Origin of the sequence: Nostoc sp. FACHB-110 (assembly GCF_014697425.1) — a bacterium.
Taxonomy (GTDB): Bacteria; Cyanobacteriota; Cyanobacteriia; order Cyanobacteriales; family Nostocaceae; genus Nostoc_B.
Genome location: NZ_JACJRU010000029.1, coordinates 15,261 through 35,257, shown reverse-complemented (window position 1 = coordinate 35,257; position 19,997 = coordinate 15,261). Strand labels below are relative to the sequence as shown.

16 protein-coding genes are annotated in these 19,997 nt (G+C 41.2%); 7 read left to right on the top strand and 9 right to left on the bottom strand.

Annotated features, from left to right (window positions below):
* Positions 1-243: 243 nt before the first annotated feature.
* From H6G69_RS22675 to H6G69_RS22660, 4 genes are all read right to left on the bottom strand, one after another.
* Positions 244-654 (bottom strand): hypothetical protein, encoded by a 411-nt coding sequence (locus H6G69_RS22675; RefSeq protein ID WP_190691384.1) that lies wholly within the window; start codon positions 652-654, stop codon positions 244-246.
* 43 nt (positions 655-697) lie between these two features.
* Positions 698-1,576 (bottom strand): ABC transporter permease, encoded by an 879-nt coding sequence (locus tag H6G69_RS22670; RefSeq protein ID WP_190691383.1) that lies wholly within the window; start codon positions 1,574-1,576, stop codon positions 698-700.
* 118 nt (positions 1,577-1,694) lie between these two features.
* Positions 1,695-2,714, bottom strand: a complete 1,020-nt coding sequence (locus H6G69_RS22665) for an ABC transporter ATP-binding protein (RefSeq protein ID WP_190691382.1) — start codon at positions 2,712-2,714, stop codon at positions 1,695-1,697.
* 372 nt (positions 2,715-3,086) lie between these two features.
* Positions 3,087-4,034 (bottom strand): NAD-dependent epimerase/dehydratase family protein, encoded by a 948-nt coding sequence (locus H6G69_RS22660; protein WP_190691381.1) that lies wholly within the window; start codon positions 4,032-4,034, stop codon positions 3,087-3,089.
* 435 nt (positions 4,035-4,469) lie between these two features.
* Between H6G69_RS22660 and purD the strand changes: the two genes are divergently transcribed.
* Entirely contained in the window at positions 4,470-5,747 is a 1,278-nt protein-coding gene (gene purD / locus H6G69_RS22655) for a phosphoribosylamine--glycine ligase (protein WP_190691380.1), read from the top strand.
* Positions 5,748-6,030: 283 nt separating this feature from the next.
* Entirely contained in the window at positions 6,031-7,923 is a 1,893-nt protein-coding gene (gene nblS, locus H6G69_RS22650) for a two-component system sensor histidine kinase NblS (RefSeq protein WP_190691379.1), read from the top strand.
* Here nblS and H6G69_RS22645 read toward each other — a convergent pair whose 3' ends face one another.
* Complete coding sequence (locus H6G69_RS22645) at positions 7,924-8,295, bottom strand: zinc ribbon domain-containing protein (RefSeq protein WP_190691378.1); 372 nt, start codon at positions 8,293-8,295, stop codon at positions 7,924-7,926.
* Between the two features lie 91 nt (positions 8,296-8,386).
* On the opposite strand from H6G69_RS22645, the gene H6G69_RS34455 reads away from it, so the two are divergent.
* From H6G69_RS34455 to H6G69_RS22630, 4 genes are all read left to right on the top strand, one after another.
* Entirely contained in the window at positions 8,387-8,518 is a 132-nt protein-coding gene (locus H6G69_RS34455; protein ID WP_277883439.1) for a hypothetical protein, read from the top strand.
* Positions 8,519-8,615: 97 nt separating this feature from the next.
* Positions 8,616-9,614, top strand: a complete 999-nt coding sequence (locus H6G69_RS22640) for a zinc-binding dehydrogenase (protein ID WP_190691377.1) — start codon at positions 8,616-8,618, stop codon at positions 9,612-9,614.
* 511 nt (positions 9,615-10,125) lie between these two features.
* Positions 10,126-12,246 carry an acylase gene (locus tag H6G69_RS22635; RefSeq protein WP_199336237.1) on the top strand — a complete coding sequence of 707 codons (2,121 nt, stop codon included), beginning with the start codon at positions 10,126-10,128 and terminating at the stop codon, positions 12,244-12,246.
* Between the two features lie 295 nt (positions 12,247-12,541).
* A complete protein-coding gene (locus H6G69_RS22630; protein ID WP_190691376.1) occupies positions 12,542-14,473 on the top strand; it encodes an FAD-dependent oxidoreductase in 1,932 nt (643 codons plus the stop codon).
* 49 nt (positions 14,474-14,522) lie between these two features.
* On the opposite strand, the gene H6G69_RS22625 is transcribed toward H6G69_RS22630, so the two are convergent.
* From H6G69_RS22625 to H6G69_RS22615, 3 genes are all read right to left on the bottom strand, one after another.
* On the bottom strand, positions 14,523-14,972 hold the full coding sequence (locus H6G69_RS22625) for an META domain-containing protein (RefSeq protein ID WP_190691375.1): 450 nt from the start codon (positions 14,970-14,972) through the stop codon (positions 14,523-14,525).
* A 347-nt stretch (positions 14,973-15,319) separates the two neighbouring features.
* A complete protein-coding gene (locus H6G69_RS22620) occupies positions 15,320-16,597 on the bottom strand; it encodes a serine protease (RefSeq protein ID WP_190691374.1) in 1,278 nt (425 codons plus the stop codon).
* 457 nt (positions 16,598-17,054) lie between these two features.
* Positions 17,055-17,969: an ion channel gene (locus tag H6G69_RS22615; protein ID WP_190691373.1), complete on the bottom strand. Its 915-nt coding sequence runs from the start codon at positions 17,967-17,969 to the stop codon at positions 17,055-17,057.
* Positions 17,970-18,056: 87 nt separating this feature from the next.
* Here H6G69_RS22615 and H6G69_RS34450 point away from each other — a divergent pair, with 87 nt between their 5' ends.
* Positions 18,057-18,179, top strand: a complete 123-nt coding sequence (locus H6G69_RS34450) for a hypothetical protein (RefSeq protein ID WP_277883438.1) — start codon at positions 18,057-18,059, stop codon at positions 18,177-18,179.
* Positions 18,180-18,262: 83 nt separating this feature from the next.
* Here H6G69_RS34450 and H6G69_RS22610 read toward each other — a convergent pair whose 3' ends face one another.
* Entirely contained in the window at positions 18,263-19,582 is a 1,320-nt protein-coding gene (locus H6G69_RS22610; protein ID WP_190691372.1) for an MFS transporter, read from the bottom strand.
* Between the last annotated feature and the right edge of the window lie 415 nt (positions 19,583-19,997).

The following is a 19,997-nucleotide window of genomic DNA, read 5'->3' as shown; positions in this document are numbered from 1 at the left end:
AACCGGTTATTTTTTGTGAGGTTTAGGGAAATCAATTATTGGTTTCCTGCCAAATTCGAGGTTATTTCCTCGCCCGTGGTTTGTTTCCGCCCTGAATTGGCTATTGGGATAATTAATTACTCAAGCCAAAATCCAAAATCTAAAATTGTTAGACCTCACCTTTGGTCTTTATTTCCTTTCACTGACTACAAAATCTAGCTTCAGTAAAGGATTTATAGATGGGGTGAGGTTTTTGAATGAGATTCACTTTTGTGCGGGAACGATTTGCACAGGATAAACCACGCTAGGAGAAGTGATAACTGGTAAACCAGGAACAGCTTGTCCAGGAATGATACTTGCAGGCTGATTGTGTTGTTGATTTAAAATTGCCCGCTTTTTGTTTAAATCAGCTACTGCTGAATTTAATTCTTCATCCTTTTGTTGTGCATCCCAATTAAGATTGCCAAACTGAGCGCGATGAATCAAATCAAGAGGATTTAAGTTACCTGAATTGGTTGCAAATGGATTGGTATTATCTTGGGAATTATCGCCAGGATTGGTATCAAATGTATTGAGTTGCGCGAAACTTGGTTGTGCTGTGAGCAAAGAGGCTAGGCCAACGCCCGCCAAGGTAGCCACACATAAACTTTTTAGGGATAAAAATGATTTTTGCATGAGATTCTTCTGTAATACACTCCAATGTCACCCTGCTTTTATCTTAAGCAAGAGTTTTGCGTAATTGGGGTTGAATGCTGAATAAAGCCACAACAGCAAAGCCCAGCAAAATTAACAAAGCTCCACCAAAAGTAATATTTCCCCAAGGTGCTTGCATAACAACACTACTTAATCCCCACTCTTGATGCAGATAAAGATAGCGAATGGGTTCAATGGCATAGCTGAGAGGGTTGAGAGTGGCAACAATTTGTAACCACTTGGGCATGAAAGATAATGGTGCTAAAGCAGTGCTAGCAAATAATAAAGGCAGGTTTGTAACGAATATTACAGCAATCAATTCAATATGACCAGGTAAAGCAAAAGCTAAACCAAGGGAAATTGCCGTTACACCTAAAGCTAGGAGGAAGACGATAAGAGCGATCGCACTCAAGCCTGCGGCATCTGGTATTCCTGCACCTAAAAAGGCTGCTGCACCGACGATTACGGCTGCTTGCAGCAAGCTTTGGCTAATAATAAAGATGGCGGAAGCAAAGACAATGGAAAACCGCGATGCGAGGGGAGCGACTAACAAACGATTCAAAAAGCCAAATTCGCGGTCAAACATCACAGGCAATCCAGCATTCAACGCCCCAGCAAAGGCAGTAAAAACAATGACGCCAGCAGCCAAAAATTGTCCGTAATTTGTCGTACTACCAAATAGACCCTGCGGTGCATTTTGAAATAAAGCGCCAAATAACACCAACCACATCACAGGCTGAACAATTCCCGCCAATAAAGTAGAGGGACGGCGTTGAAGTTGAATAAACAAGCGACGAGTTAAAGCCAGCGTCTCTTGGACTAATTCACCAAAAAAATTAGGTGCAGCATCCGCAGGTGAGGCTAGTTGCTGCCAATTGACATCAGATTTAGGAGTTACACTCATAGAAAGTATGAAGTATGAAGTGTGAAGTATGAAGTGTGTAGACGCGCAGCGGCTTGCCGCAGGCTAGTGTGAAGTGTGAAGTGTGAATTTTATTTTCAGACTTCACACTTCAGCATTTCTATCTCATATTTTGCTTCTTTTCCGCTTTCGGATCGCGGCTAGCGACTGCGGCTAGTTCTGCATCCATTAATGTGCGTCCGGTAGCGGCGAGGTACACATCATCAAGGCTAGGGCGAGATTGGGCGATGCCGAATATTGGTAGACTCGCATGATTCAGCGTTTGCTGAATGGTAATTAAGGCATCATTTTGCGGGGTAACTACCAAGTTGAGGGAATTACCTTGGGAGTTGTTGATGATGATTTCTTGGACGAAAGGTAAAGCTTGTAAGAGGTTTTTGGCTTTTTCGGCTTCTTCCAGGGGGGAAAATTCCCGAATGCGTAAGGTAATGCGATCGCCTCCTACCCTATCTTTTAATTGTGAGGGTGTACCTGTGGCAATGACAATCCCACGGTCAATAATAGCGACCTGATCGGCGAGTGCGTCAATCTCTTCTAAATAATGGCTGGTAATTAATACTGTAGTTCCTGATGCACGCAACTTCCGCAGAAACTCCCAGACAACAAAGCGGCTTTCGATATCCAGTCCAACTGTAGGTTCATCTAAAACTAAGACATCTGGCGCATGAAGTAGTCCAGCAGCTAAGTCGAGACGTTTGCGTAAACCACCTGAATAAGTTCCGGTTTTTTTATCGGCGTATTCTTGCAAACTCAGTAAATCTAAAACTGTCCCAATTCGCTGTTTCGCTACCGCGCCAGGGAGATGATAAAGTGCGGCTTGCAATTGCAGTAGTTCTCTTCCTGTCAAAACTTTATCGATGGCGACTTCCTGCGCTACATAACCGAGTTTTTGCCTAGCTATTTTGGGGTTATCTAACACAGAAACGCCAGATACTTCAATTTTGCCTGCATCTGGAGTAGTAAGAGTACACAAAGCGCGCAGCGTAGTGGTTTTACCTGCACCATTTGGGCCGAGTAAACCAAAAATTTCGCCTGGTTCCACTTCAAAAGAAACATCTTTGACAGCTTCAACAGTACCGTAGCGCTTTTGTAGATTTTGAATTAAAACGGCAGGAGCCATGACAGCCAAGCCCTAACTATACAATTCGTAACAAAGTCATATATATATTGTAGTTGACTAGTGTGAAGTGAAGCGATCGCTATGATACGACACCTTTGCTATATTGAAGCGATCGCCATCCTTAATTGTGAATTTGCTCAACTAATAGTCTGGCAACCCAAAATTGCTGTGTACACCGTAGGCTCTTGTGCAGGGGAGAAGGAAATAGACTTGTCCGAAAACGCCAAAGCCAGACTTTTCAAAGCTTTGAAGCGGAAATGCCAGATATTGATGGTGTTAAATAAACTACTGACCAAAACGGGGTGTGGGAAAACAACCTCTAACCTACACCCCGTTTTACTCATTCGTCACAAAATAATCCTGATACTGAATTTAATACAACGCCTTAACCCATTGCCATTCTTGGGCTAAACCTTCCCTGAGCGATACTTTAGGCTGATAGCCTAAAATTTGTTTTGCCTTGGTAACATCTGCAGCAGTATGTCGTGCATCTCCCATGGCTTTTTCGATGTAGTTTTTCTTGATAGGCTTGCCAACAATTTCAGACATTGTATCTAAAACTTCTGCTAAAACTACTCGACTACCACCACCAATATTAAAAATTTCGCCAACTGCTTCTGGTACAGTGGCGGCTGCTAAATTGGCTGCTACAGCATCGCTAACAAATGTAAAGTCTCGTGTTTGTTGCCCATCACCATAAATAGGAATTGCTTCATCTTGCAATATAGTCTTGTAGAATTTATGGAATGCCATATCTGGGCGTTGTCTTGGGCCATAAACTGTGAAATAGCGTAACGAGACAACTGGTACACCAAAGTTTTTACAATACAGGCTACACATCCTTTCTGCTGCTAGCTTAGTAATACCATAGGGCGATACAGGTTGAGGAATAATGCTCTCGTGGGTAGGTAAAGTTTCAGCATCACCGTAGACGCTAGACGTTGAAGCATATACTAATCTTTTGAGGTTTTTCGCATCCTTAGCTGCTTCTAACAAAACTTGTGTAGCATTAATATTACGTTCAGTATAAGCACGGAAACCTTGACCCCAACTAGCTCTTACTCCTGCTTGTGCAGCTTGGTGGTAAATAATATCGACATTTTGCAGTAATCTGTGCCAATCTAACAACTGAATATCGCCTTCAACTAAGGTAAAACCAGGCCAGCACTGTAAGTGGGCAACATTCTTACGTTTAAACATCGGATCGTAATAGTCATTGAATTCATCAATACCTATTACTTCTTCTCCTTGCTGTAAAAGTACTTCTGCAATGTGAGAACCAATAAATCCGGCTGCTCCCGTAACAATAATTTTAGACATATGATTTATCTTCCTGGTTTTATTTATATTTCCCTGTTGGCAATATTCACAGGTTAATACTTGTATTGATTAAATGTCATCATTTACTAGTTATTTTTCAATTAAACGTCGATTGATCTAATTATTAATTATAAATACTTACCTACTTTAAATATTAAGAAAATACTTAAGTAAATTTATTGATATTTACTTAGGTCAAGTTAATTGCAATATCTTAATTCAGGATTTTTTAAATGATAACTCAGCACTAATTCGGTAGTTAAACAAATTAAATCAAAGTGGTAATCCTAAAAGTATTTATTAATACGTCAAATATGGATATCTGAAGAGTCATTGATACATGAGGGGCTTGCATCAGTGCCAGAATTAGTGAAAAATTGATCCGCGAGTCACTCTAGGGTATTCTCGTGTCGCCAAAGACGCAAGAGGAAATCAGTGAAAGTTTTAGTTGTAGGTAATGGTGGGCGTGAACACGCTTTAGCCTGGAAATTATTGCAATCTCAGCAAATAGAGGAAGTTGTGTGTGTACCAGGAAATGGTGGTACAGCTAGTATGGCACGTTGCCATAATTTGTCTTTAGCCGTAGATGATTTTGAAAGTATCAGCCAATACGCAATCGCACAAGACATTCATCTGGTGGTAGTTGGGCCAGAAGTGCCTTTAGCAAAGGGAATTACAGACTACTTGCAAGCCAAGGGATTGATGGTCTTTGGCCCTAGCAAGGCTGGAGCGCAAATTGAAGCGAGTAAGGCTTGGGCAAAGGCTCTGATGCAGGAAGCGGGGATTCCTACCGCTAAGGCTGCGGTATTTACGGAAGCTGCTGCTGCTAAATCTTATGTAAAAGCCCAAGGTGCGCCGATAGTGGTGAAAGCTGATGGCTTGGCAGCAGGTAAGGGCGTGACGGTGGCTGAGACAGTAGAACAGGCAGAGAACGCCATTGAGACGATTTTTCAGGGGCAATTTGGCAGTGCGGGTGAGTTTGTCGTTATTGAAGAGTGTTTGCAGGGACAAGAAGTTTCAGTTTTAGCCTTGACTGATGGCTTAACAATTCGCCCTCTGTTACCTGCCCAAGACCATAAACGAGTTGGTGAAGGTGATACGGGTGAAAATACTGGGGGGATGGGGGCTTATGCGCCTGCACCAATCGCCACACCAGAATTAATGGCAAGGGTGCAAACGGATGTGTTAGAAAAAGCGATCGCTACCCTCAAATCTAAAGGCATCGACTACCGTGGTGTACTCTACGCCGGATTAATGATTACACCCGAAGGTAACTTTAAGGTGTTGGAATTTAACTGTCGTTTTGGTGATCCCGAAACCCAGGTGATTTTGCCTTTGTTAGCTACACCCTTAGAAGAATTAATCCTGGCTTGTGTAGAACAACGTTTAGGAGAAATGCCCCCCATTGCCTGGCACAGTGGCGCAGCAGCTACTGTAGTGGCAGCGTCTGGTGGTTATCCTGGGGATTATGAAAAAGGCAAGGTAATTACTGGCATTAACGAAGCCACAGGAGTTACTGTCTTCCATGCAGGGACAAAGTTGAACGAACAACAGCAAATCGTCACCGATGGGGGAAGAGTGTTAAATGTCACTGGAACTGGAGAGAATTTTTCCCAAGCGATCGCCCAAGCCTACACAGGTCTGAAATCTATCCAGTTTGAAGGAATATATTATAGGAAAGACATTGGTCATCGAGTACTGAAGGAAGTATGAAGTATGAAGTATGAAGTATGAAGTATGAAGTATGAAGTGTGAAGTGTGAAGTATGAAGTGTGTAGACGCGCAGTGGCTTGCCGCAGGCTAGTGTGAAGTGTGAATTAGGAAGTTGTATTCTGCGTTAACCTCCGGTGATGGCTTTGCTAATCGACCTTCAGACTTCAGACTTCAGACTTCAGACTTCAGACTTCAGACTTCTTTCTACCATGTTCACCAAATTAACTGTTAATTTTTTAGTTGTTGGGGTTGATAACCAAAACTACTAACAACTTTACTGACAATGCTGGCTCTGTTAAAGACAATTCGAGAAGCGATCGCCAACTGGTGGTCAGATTTCACCCTCCAAACTAAGCTTCTAGCTGTTGCCACGTTGGTGGTTTCTTTGGTGATGAGTGGTCTGACCTTTTGGGCTGTAAACACAATTCAGCAAGATGCACGTCTCAATGACACCCGCTTCGGTCGGGACTTGGGACTATTGCTTGCTGCCAACGTGACCCCCCTAGTTGCAGAAAACAATCTCACTGCGGTTGCCCAATTTTCCCAAAGGTTCTACAGCAGTACCTCTAGTGTGAGGTACATGCTTTATGCTGACGAAAGCGGCAAAATCTTTTTTGGCATTCCGTTTTGGGAACCGGAAGTAGAAAACTCCTTATTGACCATTGAACGGCGAATACAACTACCAGAAGATTATCCTGGTGAAGATGATAAGCCGATGGTACGCCAACACATGACCCCAGACGGTGCTGTTACCGATGTGTTTGTGCCGTTAACAGTAGATAAAAAATACTTAGGTGTGTTGGCAATTGGGATCAATCCCAACCAGACAGCGGTCATTTCTACCAACTTCACCCGTGATGTGACGATTGCCGTATTTATCACAATTTGGGTAATGGTCATTTTGGCAGGTGTAATTAACGCTTTAACCATTACCAAGCCAATTAAAGAATTGCTAGTCGGGGTGAAACAAATCGCCTATGGGAACTTTAAGCAGCGAATTGACTTACCCCTAGGTGGTGAACTCGGAGAGTTAATTCTCAGCTTTAATGATATGGCAGAGCGTCTAGAACGCTATGAAGAGCAAAATATTGAAGAATTAACAGCAGAAAAAGCCAAACTAGAAACTTTGGTTTCGACAATTGCTGATGGTGCAGTGTTGATTGATAACAATATGCAGGTAATTTTAGTCAATCCTACAGCCCGCAGAATTTTTGGTTGGGAAGGCAATGATGTAGTAGGTAGCAATGTTTTACATCAATTGCCTTCAGCAGTACAAATGGAAATTACTCGGCCTTTGTATGAAATGGCCACAGGTGAATGCGAAAGTGCTGAGTTCCGCATTCATTTAAATCAACCAACTAAAAGAACTGTGCGAATTTTATTGACTACAGTACTGAACTTGCAGCGTGAAAGTATTAAAGGCATTGCTATCACCGTACAAGATATTACAAGGGAAGTAGAACTCAACGAAGCTAAAAGCCAATTTATTAGCAACGTTTCTCACGAACTGCGAACACCATTATTTAATATCAAATCTTTTATTGAAACTTTGCATGACTACGGCGAAGATTTAAGTTTAGACCAGCGACAAGATTTTCTCAAAACTGTTAATCATGAAACCGATCGCCTGACTCGCTTAGTTAACGATGTTTTAGACTTATCTAAGTTGGAATCTGGTCGTAGTTATAACTTTGATGCGGTGGATCTTTCCCAAGCTATTGAACAAACACTGCGAACTTATCAACTCAATGCCAAAGATAAAGGTATAGAACTTCTGCAAGAAGTTGCCCCTAATTTACCACTAGTTAAAAGTAACTATGATTTGTTACTGCAAGTATTAGCCAATTTAGTAGGAAATGCGCTGAAATTTACCAAAGCTGGCGGCAAAGTTGCCATCCGCGCCTATCAATTAACCCCAAAATCAAACTCTCAGCACAAATCTCCCCAAGTGCGGATAGAAGTTGCTGATACGGGGATTGGTATTGCTTCAGAAGACCAACAGGCAATTTTTGACCGCTTCTTCCGCGTAGAAAACCGCGTTCACACTTTAGAAGGAACAGGTTTGGGTTTATCGATTGTCAGAAATATCATCGAAAGACATGGTACTAAAGTTCATTTAGTGAGTGAAGTTGGCATTGGTACAACTTTTTGGTTTGACTTAACTTTGGCAGAATAATCAAGTTGTTGCCAAAGCGATGATTAAACAAATCAATATTAAACCTAACAACAACAGCAAACCTTGATTGCGTTTGAGCCAATTTTTGAAAGTAACGTTAAAACTGCTGTTATCAAGTTGCTGTTGTTGTTGTAATTGTTGTTCTGTAATATCTTGATAAAGAGTGCAATCTTTCGCATAGGGACGCTGAGGAAAGTTACAGGTATCATCAGCATGATAAATGCAGCGATCGCACAAATATTCATCCCCAATAGCCCGGTATAATGGAATACCAGGATGACCAAAGGCTTTTAAAGTTAACCGACAATGGGGACAAGTAATCGCTTGAGCTTCAACGATTTGCTGACAGCGCGGACAAGTTATAGTAGCCACAAATTAACTGCAAATAAGTAAACATCCTGATTTTAGCGAAACTCGAATTTATCGTTTCTCAACCCTGCGCTCAGGTTATCCTATTGCCGAGTTGTCAAACCAATACAACTACTATTGGATCAATCGTCAAGGACAAATCTATGGTACAAATAACCCTGGTGAAAATCCCAACGTCGGTTCAACTCAAGATTGGCTGAGGATGAATCGGTATTCACCTGAATAAAATCAAGTTGCTACACCCCCATTGAGAGATATTTCTGCGTCCTCCTAATACTGTAAAGTTGCAAAAGAATGTGCATCTCAGCTAGGAGGTAAAAGCCGTGAAAGCCATTTTAATGACAGCAGCAGGTAGTCCCGATGTACTGCAATTACAGGAAGTACCAACCCCCAGCGTTCCTTTAGACAATACGCAACTTTTAGTCCGCTTGGTGGCTGCTGGCATTAATCCAATTGATACTAAACTTCGCAAACGTGGCACTTTCTACCCAGAGCAGATGCCAGCGATTTTGGGATGTGACGGCGCAGGCGTTGTGGAAGCCGTGGGTGCTGGTGTCCAAAAGTTTCGCCCAGGCGATGCGGTATATTTTTGCTATGGTGGCTTAGGCGGACACCAGGGTAATTACGCAGAATATACAATTGTGGATGAGCGATTTGTTGCTGCTAAACCAGCATCTGTAAGTTTTGCGGAAGCTGCTGCTGCACCGTTGGTCTTGATTACTGCTTGGGAAGCTTTATACGAACGGGGAAGATTAGAACCAGGGGAACGGGTTTTGATTCATGCTGGTGCGGGTGGTGTGGGTCATGTGGCGATTCAATTGGCAAAACTCAAGGGTGCGACTGTCGCCACTACAATTAGTACCAAAGCAAAGGCCGATTTTGTCAAACAACTTGGTGCAGATTACCCAATTTTTTATCAACAAACTGACTTTGTGCCAGCCGCTTTAGATTGGACTAGTGGCGAAGGTGTAGATTTGGCTTTTGATACTGTTGGCGGTGAGACTTTTACGAAAACCTTCCCGGCGGTACGGGTGTATGGCGATATTGTGACGATTCTGGAACCTGATGCGAATACTGTTTGGAAAGTTGCCAGAAATCGCAATCTGCGAATTGGTTTGGAGTTAATGCTGACACCAATGCTGTTGGGATTGGTTGATAGTCTTCAGCACCACGCAGAAATTTTAGACCAGTGTGGAAAGTGGATGGATGAAGGCAAGTTAAAAATCCAGGTAAATCATCAATTTGCCTTAAAAGATGCGGCCAAAGCCCATTCTCTCATTGAAACGGGGGCGATCGCAGGTAAGATTGTGCTACTGATTTAACTTAACTAGGACTTACGCAAAATATCTCTCAAACTCTCATTTCTCCGTGAACTCTGCGCCGACCGAAGTTTGCTCAACGGAGGGAACCTCCGCACGCAACTTCTCTCTGTGGTAGCCTGCGGCAAGCCGCTATCGCGTCTACGATTTTCCGTAGCTTGTGCGTAAGTCCTGTTAACTAAACGGTATTGGCTGATCGCCTAAACATGAGATTACTTGCAATACTTTCTTATTAGTAATTTGTGCTGAGACTGAGCAATGATCAGCTAATTTAGGATGTATCTGCGAAATATTGTGATGAAAAACTGCGATAGACTTGACAGCAGTTTTTTTTTATTTTAGTGTTTTATTGCGAACGAGTTTCACTAAGTGAAGCTACACCTAAAGTTAAAAGTTGCGGTTTTCGAGGCTGTTTAGTGCTGATAGCGTGGTAATATGCGATCGCATATTACCCGCAATTTTTTTCTAACTTATAGCAGCCTGTAATTTTTTACACAATTAAATTCCTAAAAGAATGTTTTTTGCTGCTCAAACTCAACCTGTATGGCATTGGGGCTGGAAGAAAATATCCCGGCGGTTTTTGCCTTTTCTACTCAGCATGATATTCATCTTAGTGATGAGTAGCTCAAGTGTGAATTCCGTAACTAAAAATACAGAAATTCTTTGGGATACATACGGCATACCACATATTTACGGCAATAACGCCCAAGGTGCATTTCAGGCCTTTGGTTGGGCGCAAATGCAAAGTCACGGCAACTTACTGTTACGTCTTTATGGACAAGCTAGGGGAAAAGCTGCTGAATATTGGGGACAGGATTATTTAGAATCAGACAAATGGGTACTGACAATGGATGTACCTAAACGCACCAAGTCTTGGTATAAAGCCCAAAGTGGCGCATTTCGCAACTATCTTCAAGCTTTTGCGGCGGGAATTAATGCCTATGCCAAACAACATCCCGATTTAATTGATGATGAACTAGAAGTAGTTTTACCCATTACACCTGAAGATGTGTTGAGTCATCTGCAACGGGTAATACTTTTTACTTTTGTCGTTGAGCCAGAGAGTCTGACGTATCTGAACCAGTCACATTCTCCAGGGGCATCAAATGGTTGGGCGATAGCACCAAAACGCTCTGCTAGTGGAAAAGCAATGCTATTGGCTAATCCTCATTTGCTTTGGGGCGATTTATTTTTGTGGTATGAAGCGCAAATTACTGCCCCTGGAATTGATGCTTATGGAGCAACATTGGTGGGGTTTCCGGTATTAGGGATCGCGTTTAACGATAATTTAGGTTGGACTCACACCGTTAACACTCACGATGGCTGGGATGCCTATCAATTGAAATTGCAAAAAAATGGCTATTTGTTTAATGGCAAAGTTCTTCCCTTTAAAACAGCAAGTTTTTTCTTAAAGGTCAAACAAAAAAATGGCTCTTTACGTGAGCAAATATTTACAGTCAAAAGTTCTGTGCATGGGCCTGTAGTTAGCCAAAAAGATGGCCAAGTCTTAGCATTGCGTGTTGTTGGGCTAGATCGGCCACATATATTACAACAGTGGTGGGATATGGCCAAGTCTCAAAATCTCACTCAATTTCAGAAGGCATTGCAACGGTTACAACTGCCGATGTTTACTGTTATGTATGCTGATCGGGAAGGCCATATTATGCACCTATTTAATGGGTTGGTTCCCGTGCGGCAACAAGGAGATTTTAACTACTGGCAAGGTATTATCCCCGGCGACACATCTCAAACTTTATGGACAAAATATCATCCCTATCAAGATTTACCTAAAGTTATCGACCCACCTAGTGGTTGGTTACAAAATGCCAATGATCCGCCTTGGACAACTACTTTTCCCACAGCCATCAAAGCCGAAAATTATCCACCTTACATGGCTCCAAGAGGGCCAATGTACTTTCGGGCGCAAAGTTCAGCCAAAATGTTAGCGGCAGATCAAAGTATTTCTTTTGAGGAAATGATTACCTATAAGCATTCTACTCAGATGGAATTGGCACAGAGAATTTTAGATGATTTGATTCTGGCCGCACAGCAGGGAAATGAAATAGCAAAACGCGCCGCAGATGTCTTGGCTGTATGGGATCGCCAAGCCAATGCTGATAGCAAAGGTGCTGTACTTTTTACTGCTTGGTTTGAAAATATTAATCTGGATAATGTTTTTCGCACTCCTTGGAGTGAAAAATCTCCACTCACCACACCAGACGGTTTAGCCAATCCCGAAAATGCCGTCAAAGCACTCATCGAAGCCGCGACCAAGGTAGAGAAAACTTATGGCAAATTAGATGTTGCTTGGGGAGATGTCTATCGCTTACAGTATGGCAAATTTGACTTACCCGCTAACGGCGGTTCTGGAGATGAAGGAATTTTCCGTGCCGTCAAATTTGCTCCAACAGGTGAGAAAAGCTGGCGTGCGGTTGGTGGGGATTCTTATGTTGCGGCTGTGGAGTTTTCCCAACCTGTCAAAGCAATGGCTTTAACTAGCTATGGTAATGCGACTCAACCCAATTCACCCCATATCGGTGATCAGCTGCAATTGTTTGCGCGTCAGCAATTGCGTCCGGTTTGGCGCAACCGACAGGAAATTTCCGCCCACTTAGAAGGACGTACAGCATTTTGAGCAAGCCCTGTTGGGGCGGGTGTGGGGTGTAGGGGAATTTAGAACTAATCAGGCGATGAAAATTCGCTACTATACAAACGTGCGTCCACCTGGGTGGACTTAAGAAAATAACCCGCTTAGGCGGGTTTTGTTTGTATTTCTCATCGTCAAGATTGAATAAAATATGACCTTTAGTTTGCATACTAAATCTACGTGTTTTATCATCAATCAAATTAGATGGCGATAAGTCACAGTCATCATTTTGTGCCTGTATCGCATTGTCAAGAGTAAATTTTGTAACCACCCCAGAATCCCAATGTCTAATTTGCTGGAATCATCTGCTATCTCCCGTCGCACATTGCTCAAATTATTTAGTGTGGGTGCAATTGCTGGAGTTGCAGGATACTCTCGATTTACTAAACCTAAACCAACAGTATTTCAAAAAGAGACTCTTGATTTACCTCGGTTATTAAATCAACAAAAAACTGTTGCAATCATTGGCGGTGGTTTAGCCGGTTTAGCTTGTGCTTACGAGTTGAGTCAGAGGGGGTTTGTTGTCAAACTTGTAGAAAAGTCTCCACAACTTGGTGGTAAAATTGCGAGTTGGCAAATCGAAGCTGCTGGGGAAACTTTTATGATGGAACATGGTTTTCATGGCTTTTTTCCCCAATACTATAATTTGAATAGTTTAGTAGCAGAATTAGGGATTAAAGAAAATTTCCAATCGCTGAATTTTTATTCTGTGATTTATTACGGTGATAAGTATCAACCAGAGGTATTTCGCCCTAGTCGCTCGGCTTTTCCTTGGAATATTATAGATTTAGCGATCGCATCTCCCAACCGTTTTCAATGGGGGATTAATTTGATCAAACTTAAACATTTGCAAGTCTTTCAAGCTATCACTGGTTTTCAACGCGAAAAGAACTACCAGCGTTTTGATCATATCTCGGTTGCTGATTGGGTAGCAACTGAATTTCCTCAAGGTTTATACGACTTATATTTTCTGCCTTTTGCCAAATCTAGTTTAAATGCACCAGATGTGATGAGTGTGGGAGAACTAATGCAGTTCTTCCATTTTTATTTTTTTGGCAATCCCGAAGGGCTAGCTTTTAATGGTACTAAAGATGATATGGGAACTAGTTTAGTACAACCAATTGCTAGGTCAATTCAAAAGCAAGGCGGTACAATTATTACTGATGCTAATGTGAGTACAATATTGGCACAAAATGGTCAAATTGACGGCATAAAATATTTTGTTGGGAGCAATCATAATTCGGGAGCTTTTACGGTAAAACGTAACACTGCGATCGCCGATGAAAAGATAGAATATTTTGGGGCAGCAGATGAAGTGTTTGCCTTAGCACAAGGTAGCAAAGAAGCTGTTTCTTTAACTTGCACTCATCAAGGTTGTACTGTGCAAAAAGCCAAAGATGGTAAGTTTCATTGTCCTTGTCATGGCGCAGTTTTTGACGCAGATGGAAAAGTATTAAAAGGGCCTGCTCAACGGAATTTAGCTAAGTTTAAACTTGTGCAACGTCAAGATGATGAAGTAAAACTAATAGCAGTTAATTCTGCATCAGGAGAACCTGCCACAATTAAAGCAGATTATTATGTATTTGCAACTGATGTGCCTGGGGTGCAGCAATTATTTAAATTAATAGATGGTGATGTTAATATTACAGTGCGATCGCAAGTAGAAAAGTTAAGTATTGCCGACCCATTTGCCGTGTGTCGCTTCTGGTTTGACCGCGATTTTGCCTGGGCACAAAGTAACTTTACTTCGTTATCTGGCTATCAATTAACTGATAGTATTACCCTCTATCATAGGATTCAACAACAATTTATTGATTGGGCGCAAAAAACTGGTGGTAGTGTAGTGGAGTTGCACGCATACTGCTACAAAGAAAAGCAATTTCCCACCCAAGAAGCTTTGTTGACAACTTTTGAACAAGAACTCTATGAAATTGTTCCAGAGTTAAAACAAGCAAAAATATTGCATCGAGAATTAGTGAATCAGCATAATTTTTCGGGATATCCACCTCATAGTTATGCCGAACGTCCCGAAACTATTAGTAATATTTCTAATTTGTTATTTGCTGGAGATTGGGTGAAAATGCCATTTCCCTGCGGCTTAATGGAACGCGCTGTCAGTAGTGGTTTGTTGGCAGCCAACGAGATTTTACACCGTGAAGGTTTGCAGAGGCGATCGCTTTTCTCTGTAAATCCTGAAGGAATGTTACAAATTTAATTGAGCGAGCTACAACAATCAAATTACATTGTTGTAGCTCGCATCTAATCTATTGTTTTGTCGGCAAAAAATATAAAATTCCTTCACTGTCATCTGAGCCATAAAACAACGAGAGACGACCTGTAGCATCTACACTATAACGGCGTGCTGATTGGAGTGCTGTTAAAAATTGATTTTCCTGATTCATTATCGGTGTAGCACATCCTTTTTGAGTTGCATCCAAAGCACCAACAGAAAATTTATCATTCACCAAATTAAAAGAGCCTGCAAAATTGTTGCATCCTCCAAACCCGTTTACCTGTTGATCTTGAAAATGCAGAGATACTGCTGCTTGAGGTACAAGTGCAACAGCAGAGCCTTGACTCTCCCAACGCTCAAGTCGCCAAGAAGAATTTTGAAATACTGTGGAAGATTGCTGAGATGACATTTGAGGTAGTTGGTGAGAGAAAGAAGCATTACAAGCTAATAAAGCAAAACTCATAGCTAGGGCAAACTTCATAATATTTTAACCAAAAGCTAACTGAATCAAGACTGCTTACACCCTTCAAAGTTAAAGCTTCAGGTAGCAGCAGTTTTCCCCCACACCCTGTTAGTGACTGAAGCAAATCTGATTGATGAGCTATAGGTAGCAATGATGGACATAACTATCCCGACAGACAAACCCCTTGCGTATGTTCCTTAAAAAAGCTCTGGAGTTGAGCAAAAGTAGGTTGATTTAATGATGTTTTAATCAAATCTGATGAATAATCCAACAGGGGCATACAAATTTCAATATATACCCCTATGGTTGGTGATATATCTAAAGCGAGCAAGAGCTACAAAATATCTCACGATAGAGATTACAGCTTATCTGCAACGACCTCTACTTTGAAGTTGCCAGCCACTTAGAGAAGGGTTATCGCAAGCATCATACACAAGTTTGCCAATGTTTCCTGCGCCACGGGTTCCGTAGGCAGTATTCGGAAATTGTTTATTTTGTCCAAACCAGGATGAGCCTTGTCTTTTTTGGCTAACATTACCATAGCTTGTCACACCAATAACCACGTTACGCAAGTTTGCAGTGCCATAGTCAGCCCCTTCTGCATCTTGACCAAAGTTAACTAGCCAAGGGCCACCACTAGAACCACCAGTCATAGCTGAACCTAACCAGGTATTCTTCAGGTCGCCAGTGGCATAGTAAGCTCCATAAGCAGTATTGATTTGCATCCTCAAGCCTGAGTCATGAGAGCCAGGATACCCTAACTGAGTAATAGCCGCAAATAGCTTATTGCCAAAGACACCTTGAGAACCTGTGTCTGGTACGCTATAGCTATAGCCATTCCAAGCATAGCCATACCAACCATAACGATTACCTGCCTGTTGGCCTGAACTGTCGTTGTTGAGTGCAACTAAGGCAATATCATTGTTGCAAACAACACCGACCTGGGTACAGGTATCGGTTCCATTAAAGTAGGGAGTAGGAATTAAAAAGGAAGAGCTTTCATACTCAACGGCAGAGTAACGGCTATCGTAGCCAGGAACAAACTTAACTCTTCTTGCCCACCCTGCACTTCCTTGCCCATAATTATGCACACAGTGTGCCGCTGTGATCAGCAAGCTTCTGCCTATCAACGAGGCTGAACAAATATAGTTGTAAGTAGTTCCGTCAAAAGCCATATACAACTTGCCGGCGCGACGATATGGGTCTGCCGCAGCTGGATTAGTAGTACCACCGATAACACGGGAGGTAGAGAATGGTACTTGAGAAGTGCCATAGGATAAAGGCGAAGCTAAACTAGACTCCCCGGCAACATTACCAGGTAGCGGGCTGCCACCTTGCGAAGATTTCACTGCACCAGGAAAACCATTAATCGCATCTATTTTTAAGGGAGCATTCAGAGGGGCACTAACTGAATCTCTTGGCAACCGTGATTTCAGTTGGCTGGCAGGCAAAGTCTTAAACTGAACATCTCTAAATGACTCGTTAACAGCGTCAGAGGAGACTGTTCTGTTTATAGACGAACTTTGCGCTAAGACTTCGTAATTGTGTAAGTTGAGGATTAAACCAATGGAAGCAGCAGCTAGTAAACGTCTACCAACCATCCGCGCTGGAGAAGAGCTAAAAGGCAAAGATTTACGGTTCATATTTTATTTTATTGATCGCACACTGGCAAAAAATATCGCAGCCAAAAACTAATTGATATTACTCAGGAGTGTTGGCGGGTTTAACCGATTTAATGACAACATCGGTGATTACCTAAGTAATCTACGAGGGTTTAAAAGAAAATTATGTGAAGTTAAATTAATTTATTGTTGAATTTGGTTAAAATACTTGCCCTTTATTTATTGGGTGTCAGGAATTACAGTCAAATTAAATAGCAAAAAACTATCGGGAATAAATTCGCTAGAATGCTTTCAATACAATGAATGTAGTTCTCAAGCACATTTATTTACCCGAGCCTTATCATCTTCTCAGAAAAGATAATTATCTATGTAAAAGCTATTAATCATCAAATAAATCTATGAATTTGTCTATTAAATGCGATCGCTATTAACACCAAATCTTAATCAAAACTTTACCTGTTTACCCTTGACCCTATCTTTACTCCAAAGGCAAAACATCATGAAAATGCTCATAATCGATGTAACGATGTCCATCACTGGCATGATGTAGAATATCGACAAATCGACTGTTCCACACAATATTATTCGCATTGTAACAATGACGCGCATGAACCACCTGGGCAACGGTTTCGTCAATACCCGTCAAAGAAATCATCAATAAACTATTGGTTTGGCTAAGAGATTCTGATGTCATCCCATACAAAGGGCTAGACTCATCAATGACGTGCATGACTGACCAACTTAAAGCAAAGCCCGGTGTTTGCTGTCTGAGCAACTTCAAGTCAAAAATTCTCCGCATAAATTGACCTTCAGCTGTAATCTCATCGCGCATTAAATAAACCCGCATTTGCGCTTCTAAAATTAAATTGCGTCGCTGGTTTGCAGAGCGAAAAATCAGCGTCGGCACTCCTTCATGCGGTACAATTACAGCAACTCGACTAAATATGACACGCGCAGTTGGACGGGAAAACCGCGCAAATGCTAATCCTGTCATCACAGCAATTCCCATCACACCAATAATGGCTTCGATAGTGACAATCATATTGGCGTAATTTGTCTTCGGGTACATTGCTCCGTAGCCAATAGATGCTAAGGTTTGGACGCTAAAGAAAAATACATCTAAAAAAGAACCTGGGCGAGCATTAGCTATGCAGTCTCCGCCTAAAAAATAAGCAATGGCAAATAAAGTATTAATAGCTATATAAAAAATACAAATCAGTAAGACAAAGCCAGTCCAAGGAACTGTCAGCAGTAAGTGATAAGGATCGCGCCAATAAGAGTGCCATACATTCAAACCCATAATCTCGAAATTCCCATTGCGAAATCTCAGATGCACAATGGGTTGTGAACGTTGTCGTTGCTTGCGAACAAGTCTTTTAAATGGGAATTTCATAGGTGTGGCCAGCAAAATGACGAATCACTAGTGATACCTATTATCTATAAGATTCATATTTGATTTTTGAAATACACCTAGTCAGATGTGTCAGTACGATTCGTAACACATCTGCCGCAAAGCTTTGGGTGTAAACCTTTATTAATAATTAGTGTAGCGGGAAGTGCGATCGCATTTCCCGCTACTACAGCAAGTTTACAAGTATACTAACTAATTTTGGCAATATTTACTCGTAAAAATTATACGCCATATAGCAATAGCCGCTAGATAAAATTACAAGTTATTTTTACTGCCTATTCCTGCTTATGAGGATTGATTAAACCCATTTCTGCATATATCGGCTCGACTATTTTTTTGATCGTAGGCATTTGTTTGGCAAACATATAACCGCCTAATATACAAAAAACCCCACCAAATAATAGCGAGTTTGCTACACCAATTTGACTAGTCAAGCTACCAAAAAATAAATTACCGAAAGGCAAAATTCCTAAGAATCCAGTTGTGAAAATACTAGTCACTCTACCTCGTTTATCTTCTTCTACTAAGACTAACTGGATAAAGTTACTAATAGAAGCTAATGTGAGGGTATTAGTCATCCCGATGATAAATATCAATAATAAGCCAAATTCCAATTGATTTATCCGGGAAAAAACTATTAACGAAATCCCTAAAACAATTGTTGATAAGGCAATGATTTTTACTAATATATGAGCTTTTTGCCCTGAGATTAAATAAAGACCCGCAACTATAGAACCTAAAGCAGAAGCAGTCATTAAAAATCCCATAGTTTCAGCATTACCTTGCAACACTTCTTTGGCAAAAATCGGGATTAAATTAACATAAGTCATAGCCATAAAACAAATTATGACTTGCAGCATCAAAACATACTTAATAGGCAAAAATTCATAGGCGAATATAAAACCTTCTTTGAGATTTTGCCAAATTTTAGATTTAGCTGACAGTGATTGATTGGCGAGTGGCTTAACTTGAATAGTCAAAATTGCTGACAAAAACGGTAAATAACTAATAGCATCTACAAAAAAGCAAGCAGCTGCGCCGTTGCGCGCAATCATGACTCCCCCTATCATCGGACTCACAAATTTAGCAGTATTAATTAAAAAAGAATGGGAAGCCATTGCACTATAAGTGTCTGATTTCTTATCTACAAGTCGCGGGATAATAACTTGACGTGCAGGTAAATCAAAAGCTTTAACTATACCTTGTAATGTTCCAATAATAATAATTGCCGCGACGCTAATTTGATTATTAGTAGTTAAAAAAGTCAGAATAGAAGATAGCAATATAGAAACTAACTGGGTTGTTAATAAGACATAGCGTAAGTTCCATCGGTCTAATAAAACGCCAACTAAAGGCGTAATAATTAATCCCATCGCTTGATTTGTAAATCCAGCTATGCCTACTAAGAATGCTGAATTAGTCAATTGATAAACCAGCCATATTAAGGCAATTTGAGTCATCCAAGACCCAAAAAAAGATAAGCTTTCACCGATAACAAAGCAAGAAAAATTTGCAGATTTGAGCGCAGGCGGTATTTCCCAAAAAGTACCCGCAAGTTTATTTTTTTGGTAAGTTTCTTTAGTACTTGGTTGCATAAGCTTTTTTTGATAACCAACTTTTAGCGTGTGAGAGAATTTTGACTTGCATATTTGAGATTGATCCCACCCTGTCTTCCTGGTCTATTTAGCAAAACAGAATATTAGTTAAACATAAATTTTGCATACTTAATATTTATAGACAATAAGACTCCGACCTTGAAAAAAGGCAGTAAAGCAGAGTTATTAGCCCTGCTGTGTATTTGGGTTAGAGGGATCTTAAATTCGCCTAAACCAAACGAAGAAAAATTAGGACTTATGCACCAATACGGTTGGGTTAAGACTAAAAACCAATTCTGGTGTAGGTTGGGGAGCCAGTGCGTTGGGCGGGTTCCCCGACATGAAGCAACTGGCGTTTGAGGAACGAAACCCAACATCCTCAAAACGTTGTTGGGTTACGCTATCGCTCCACCCA

Coding starts and splice junctions, on each gene's coding strand:
- H6G69_RS22625 (WP_190691375.1), bottom strand. CDS start 14,972: ATGAAGTTTGCCCTAGCTATGAGTTTTGCTTTATTAGCTTGTAATGCT.
- H6G69_RS22610 (WP_190691372.1), bottom strand. CDS start 19,582: ATGCAACCAAGTACTAAAGAAACTTACCAAAAAAATAAACTTGCGGGT.
- nblS (WP_190691379.1), top strand. CDS start 6,031: ATGCTGGCTCTGTTAAAGACAATTCGAGAAGCGATCGCCAACTGGTGG.
- H6G69_RS22675 (WP_190691384.1), bottom strand. CDS start 654: ATGCAAAAATCATTTTTATCCCTAAAAAGTTTATGTGTGGCTACCTTG.
- H6G69_RS22620 (WP_190691374.1), bottom strand. CDS start 16,597: ATGAACCGTAAATCTTTGCCTTTTAGCTCTTCTCCAGCGCGGATGGTT.
- H6G69_RS22615 (WP_190691373.1), bottom strand. CDS start 17,969: ATGAAATTCCCATTTAAAAGACTTGTTCGCAAGCAACGACAACGTTCA.
- H6G69_RS22670 (WP_190691383.1), bottom strand. CDS start 1,576: ATGAGTGTAACTCCTAAATCTGATGTCAATTGGCAGCAACTAGCCTCA.
- H6G69_RS22665 (WP_190691382.1), bottom strand. CDS start 2,714: ATGGCTCCTGCCGTTTTAATTCAAAATCTACAAAAGCGCTACGGTACT.
- H6G69_RS22660 (WP_190691381.1), bottom strand. CDS start 4,034: ATGTCTAAAATTATTGTTACGGGAGCAGCCGGATTTATTGGTTCTCAC.
- H6G69_RS22635 (WP_199336237.1), top strand. CDS start 10,126: ATGTTTTTTGCTGCTCAAACTCAACCTGTATGGCATTGGGGCTGGAAG.
- H6G69_RS22630 (WP_190691376.1), top strand. CDS start 12,542: ATGTCTAATTTGCTGGAATCATCTGCTATCTCCCGTCGCACATTGCTC.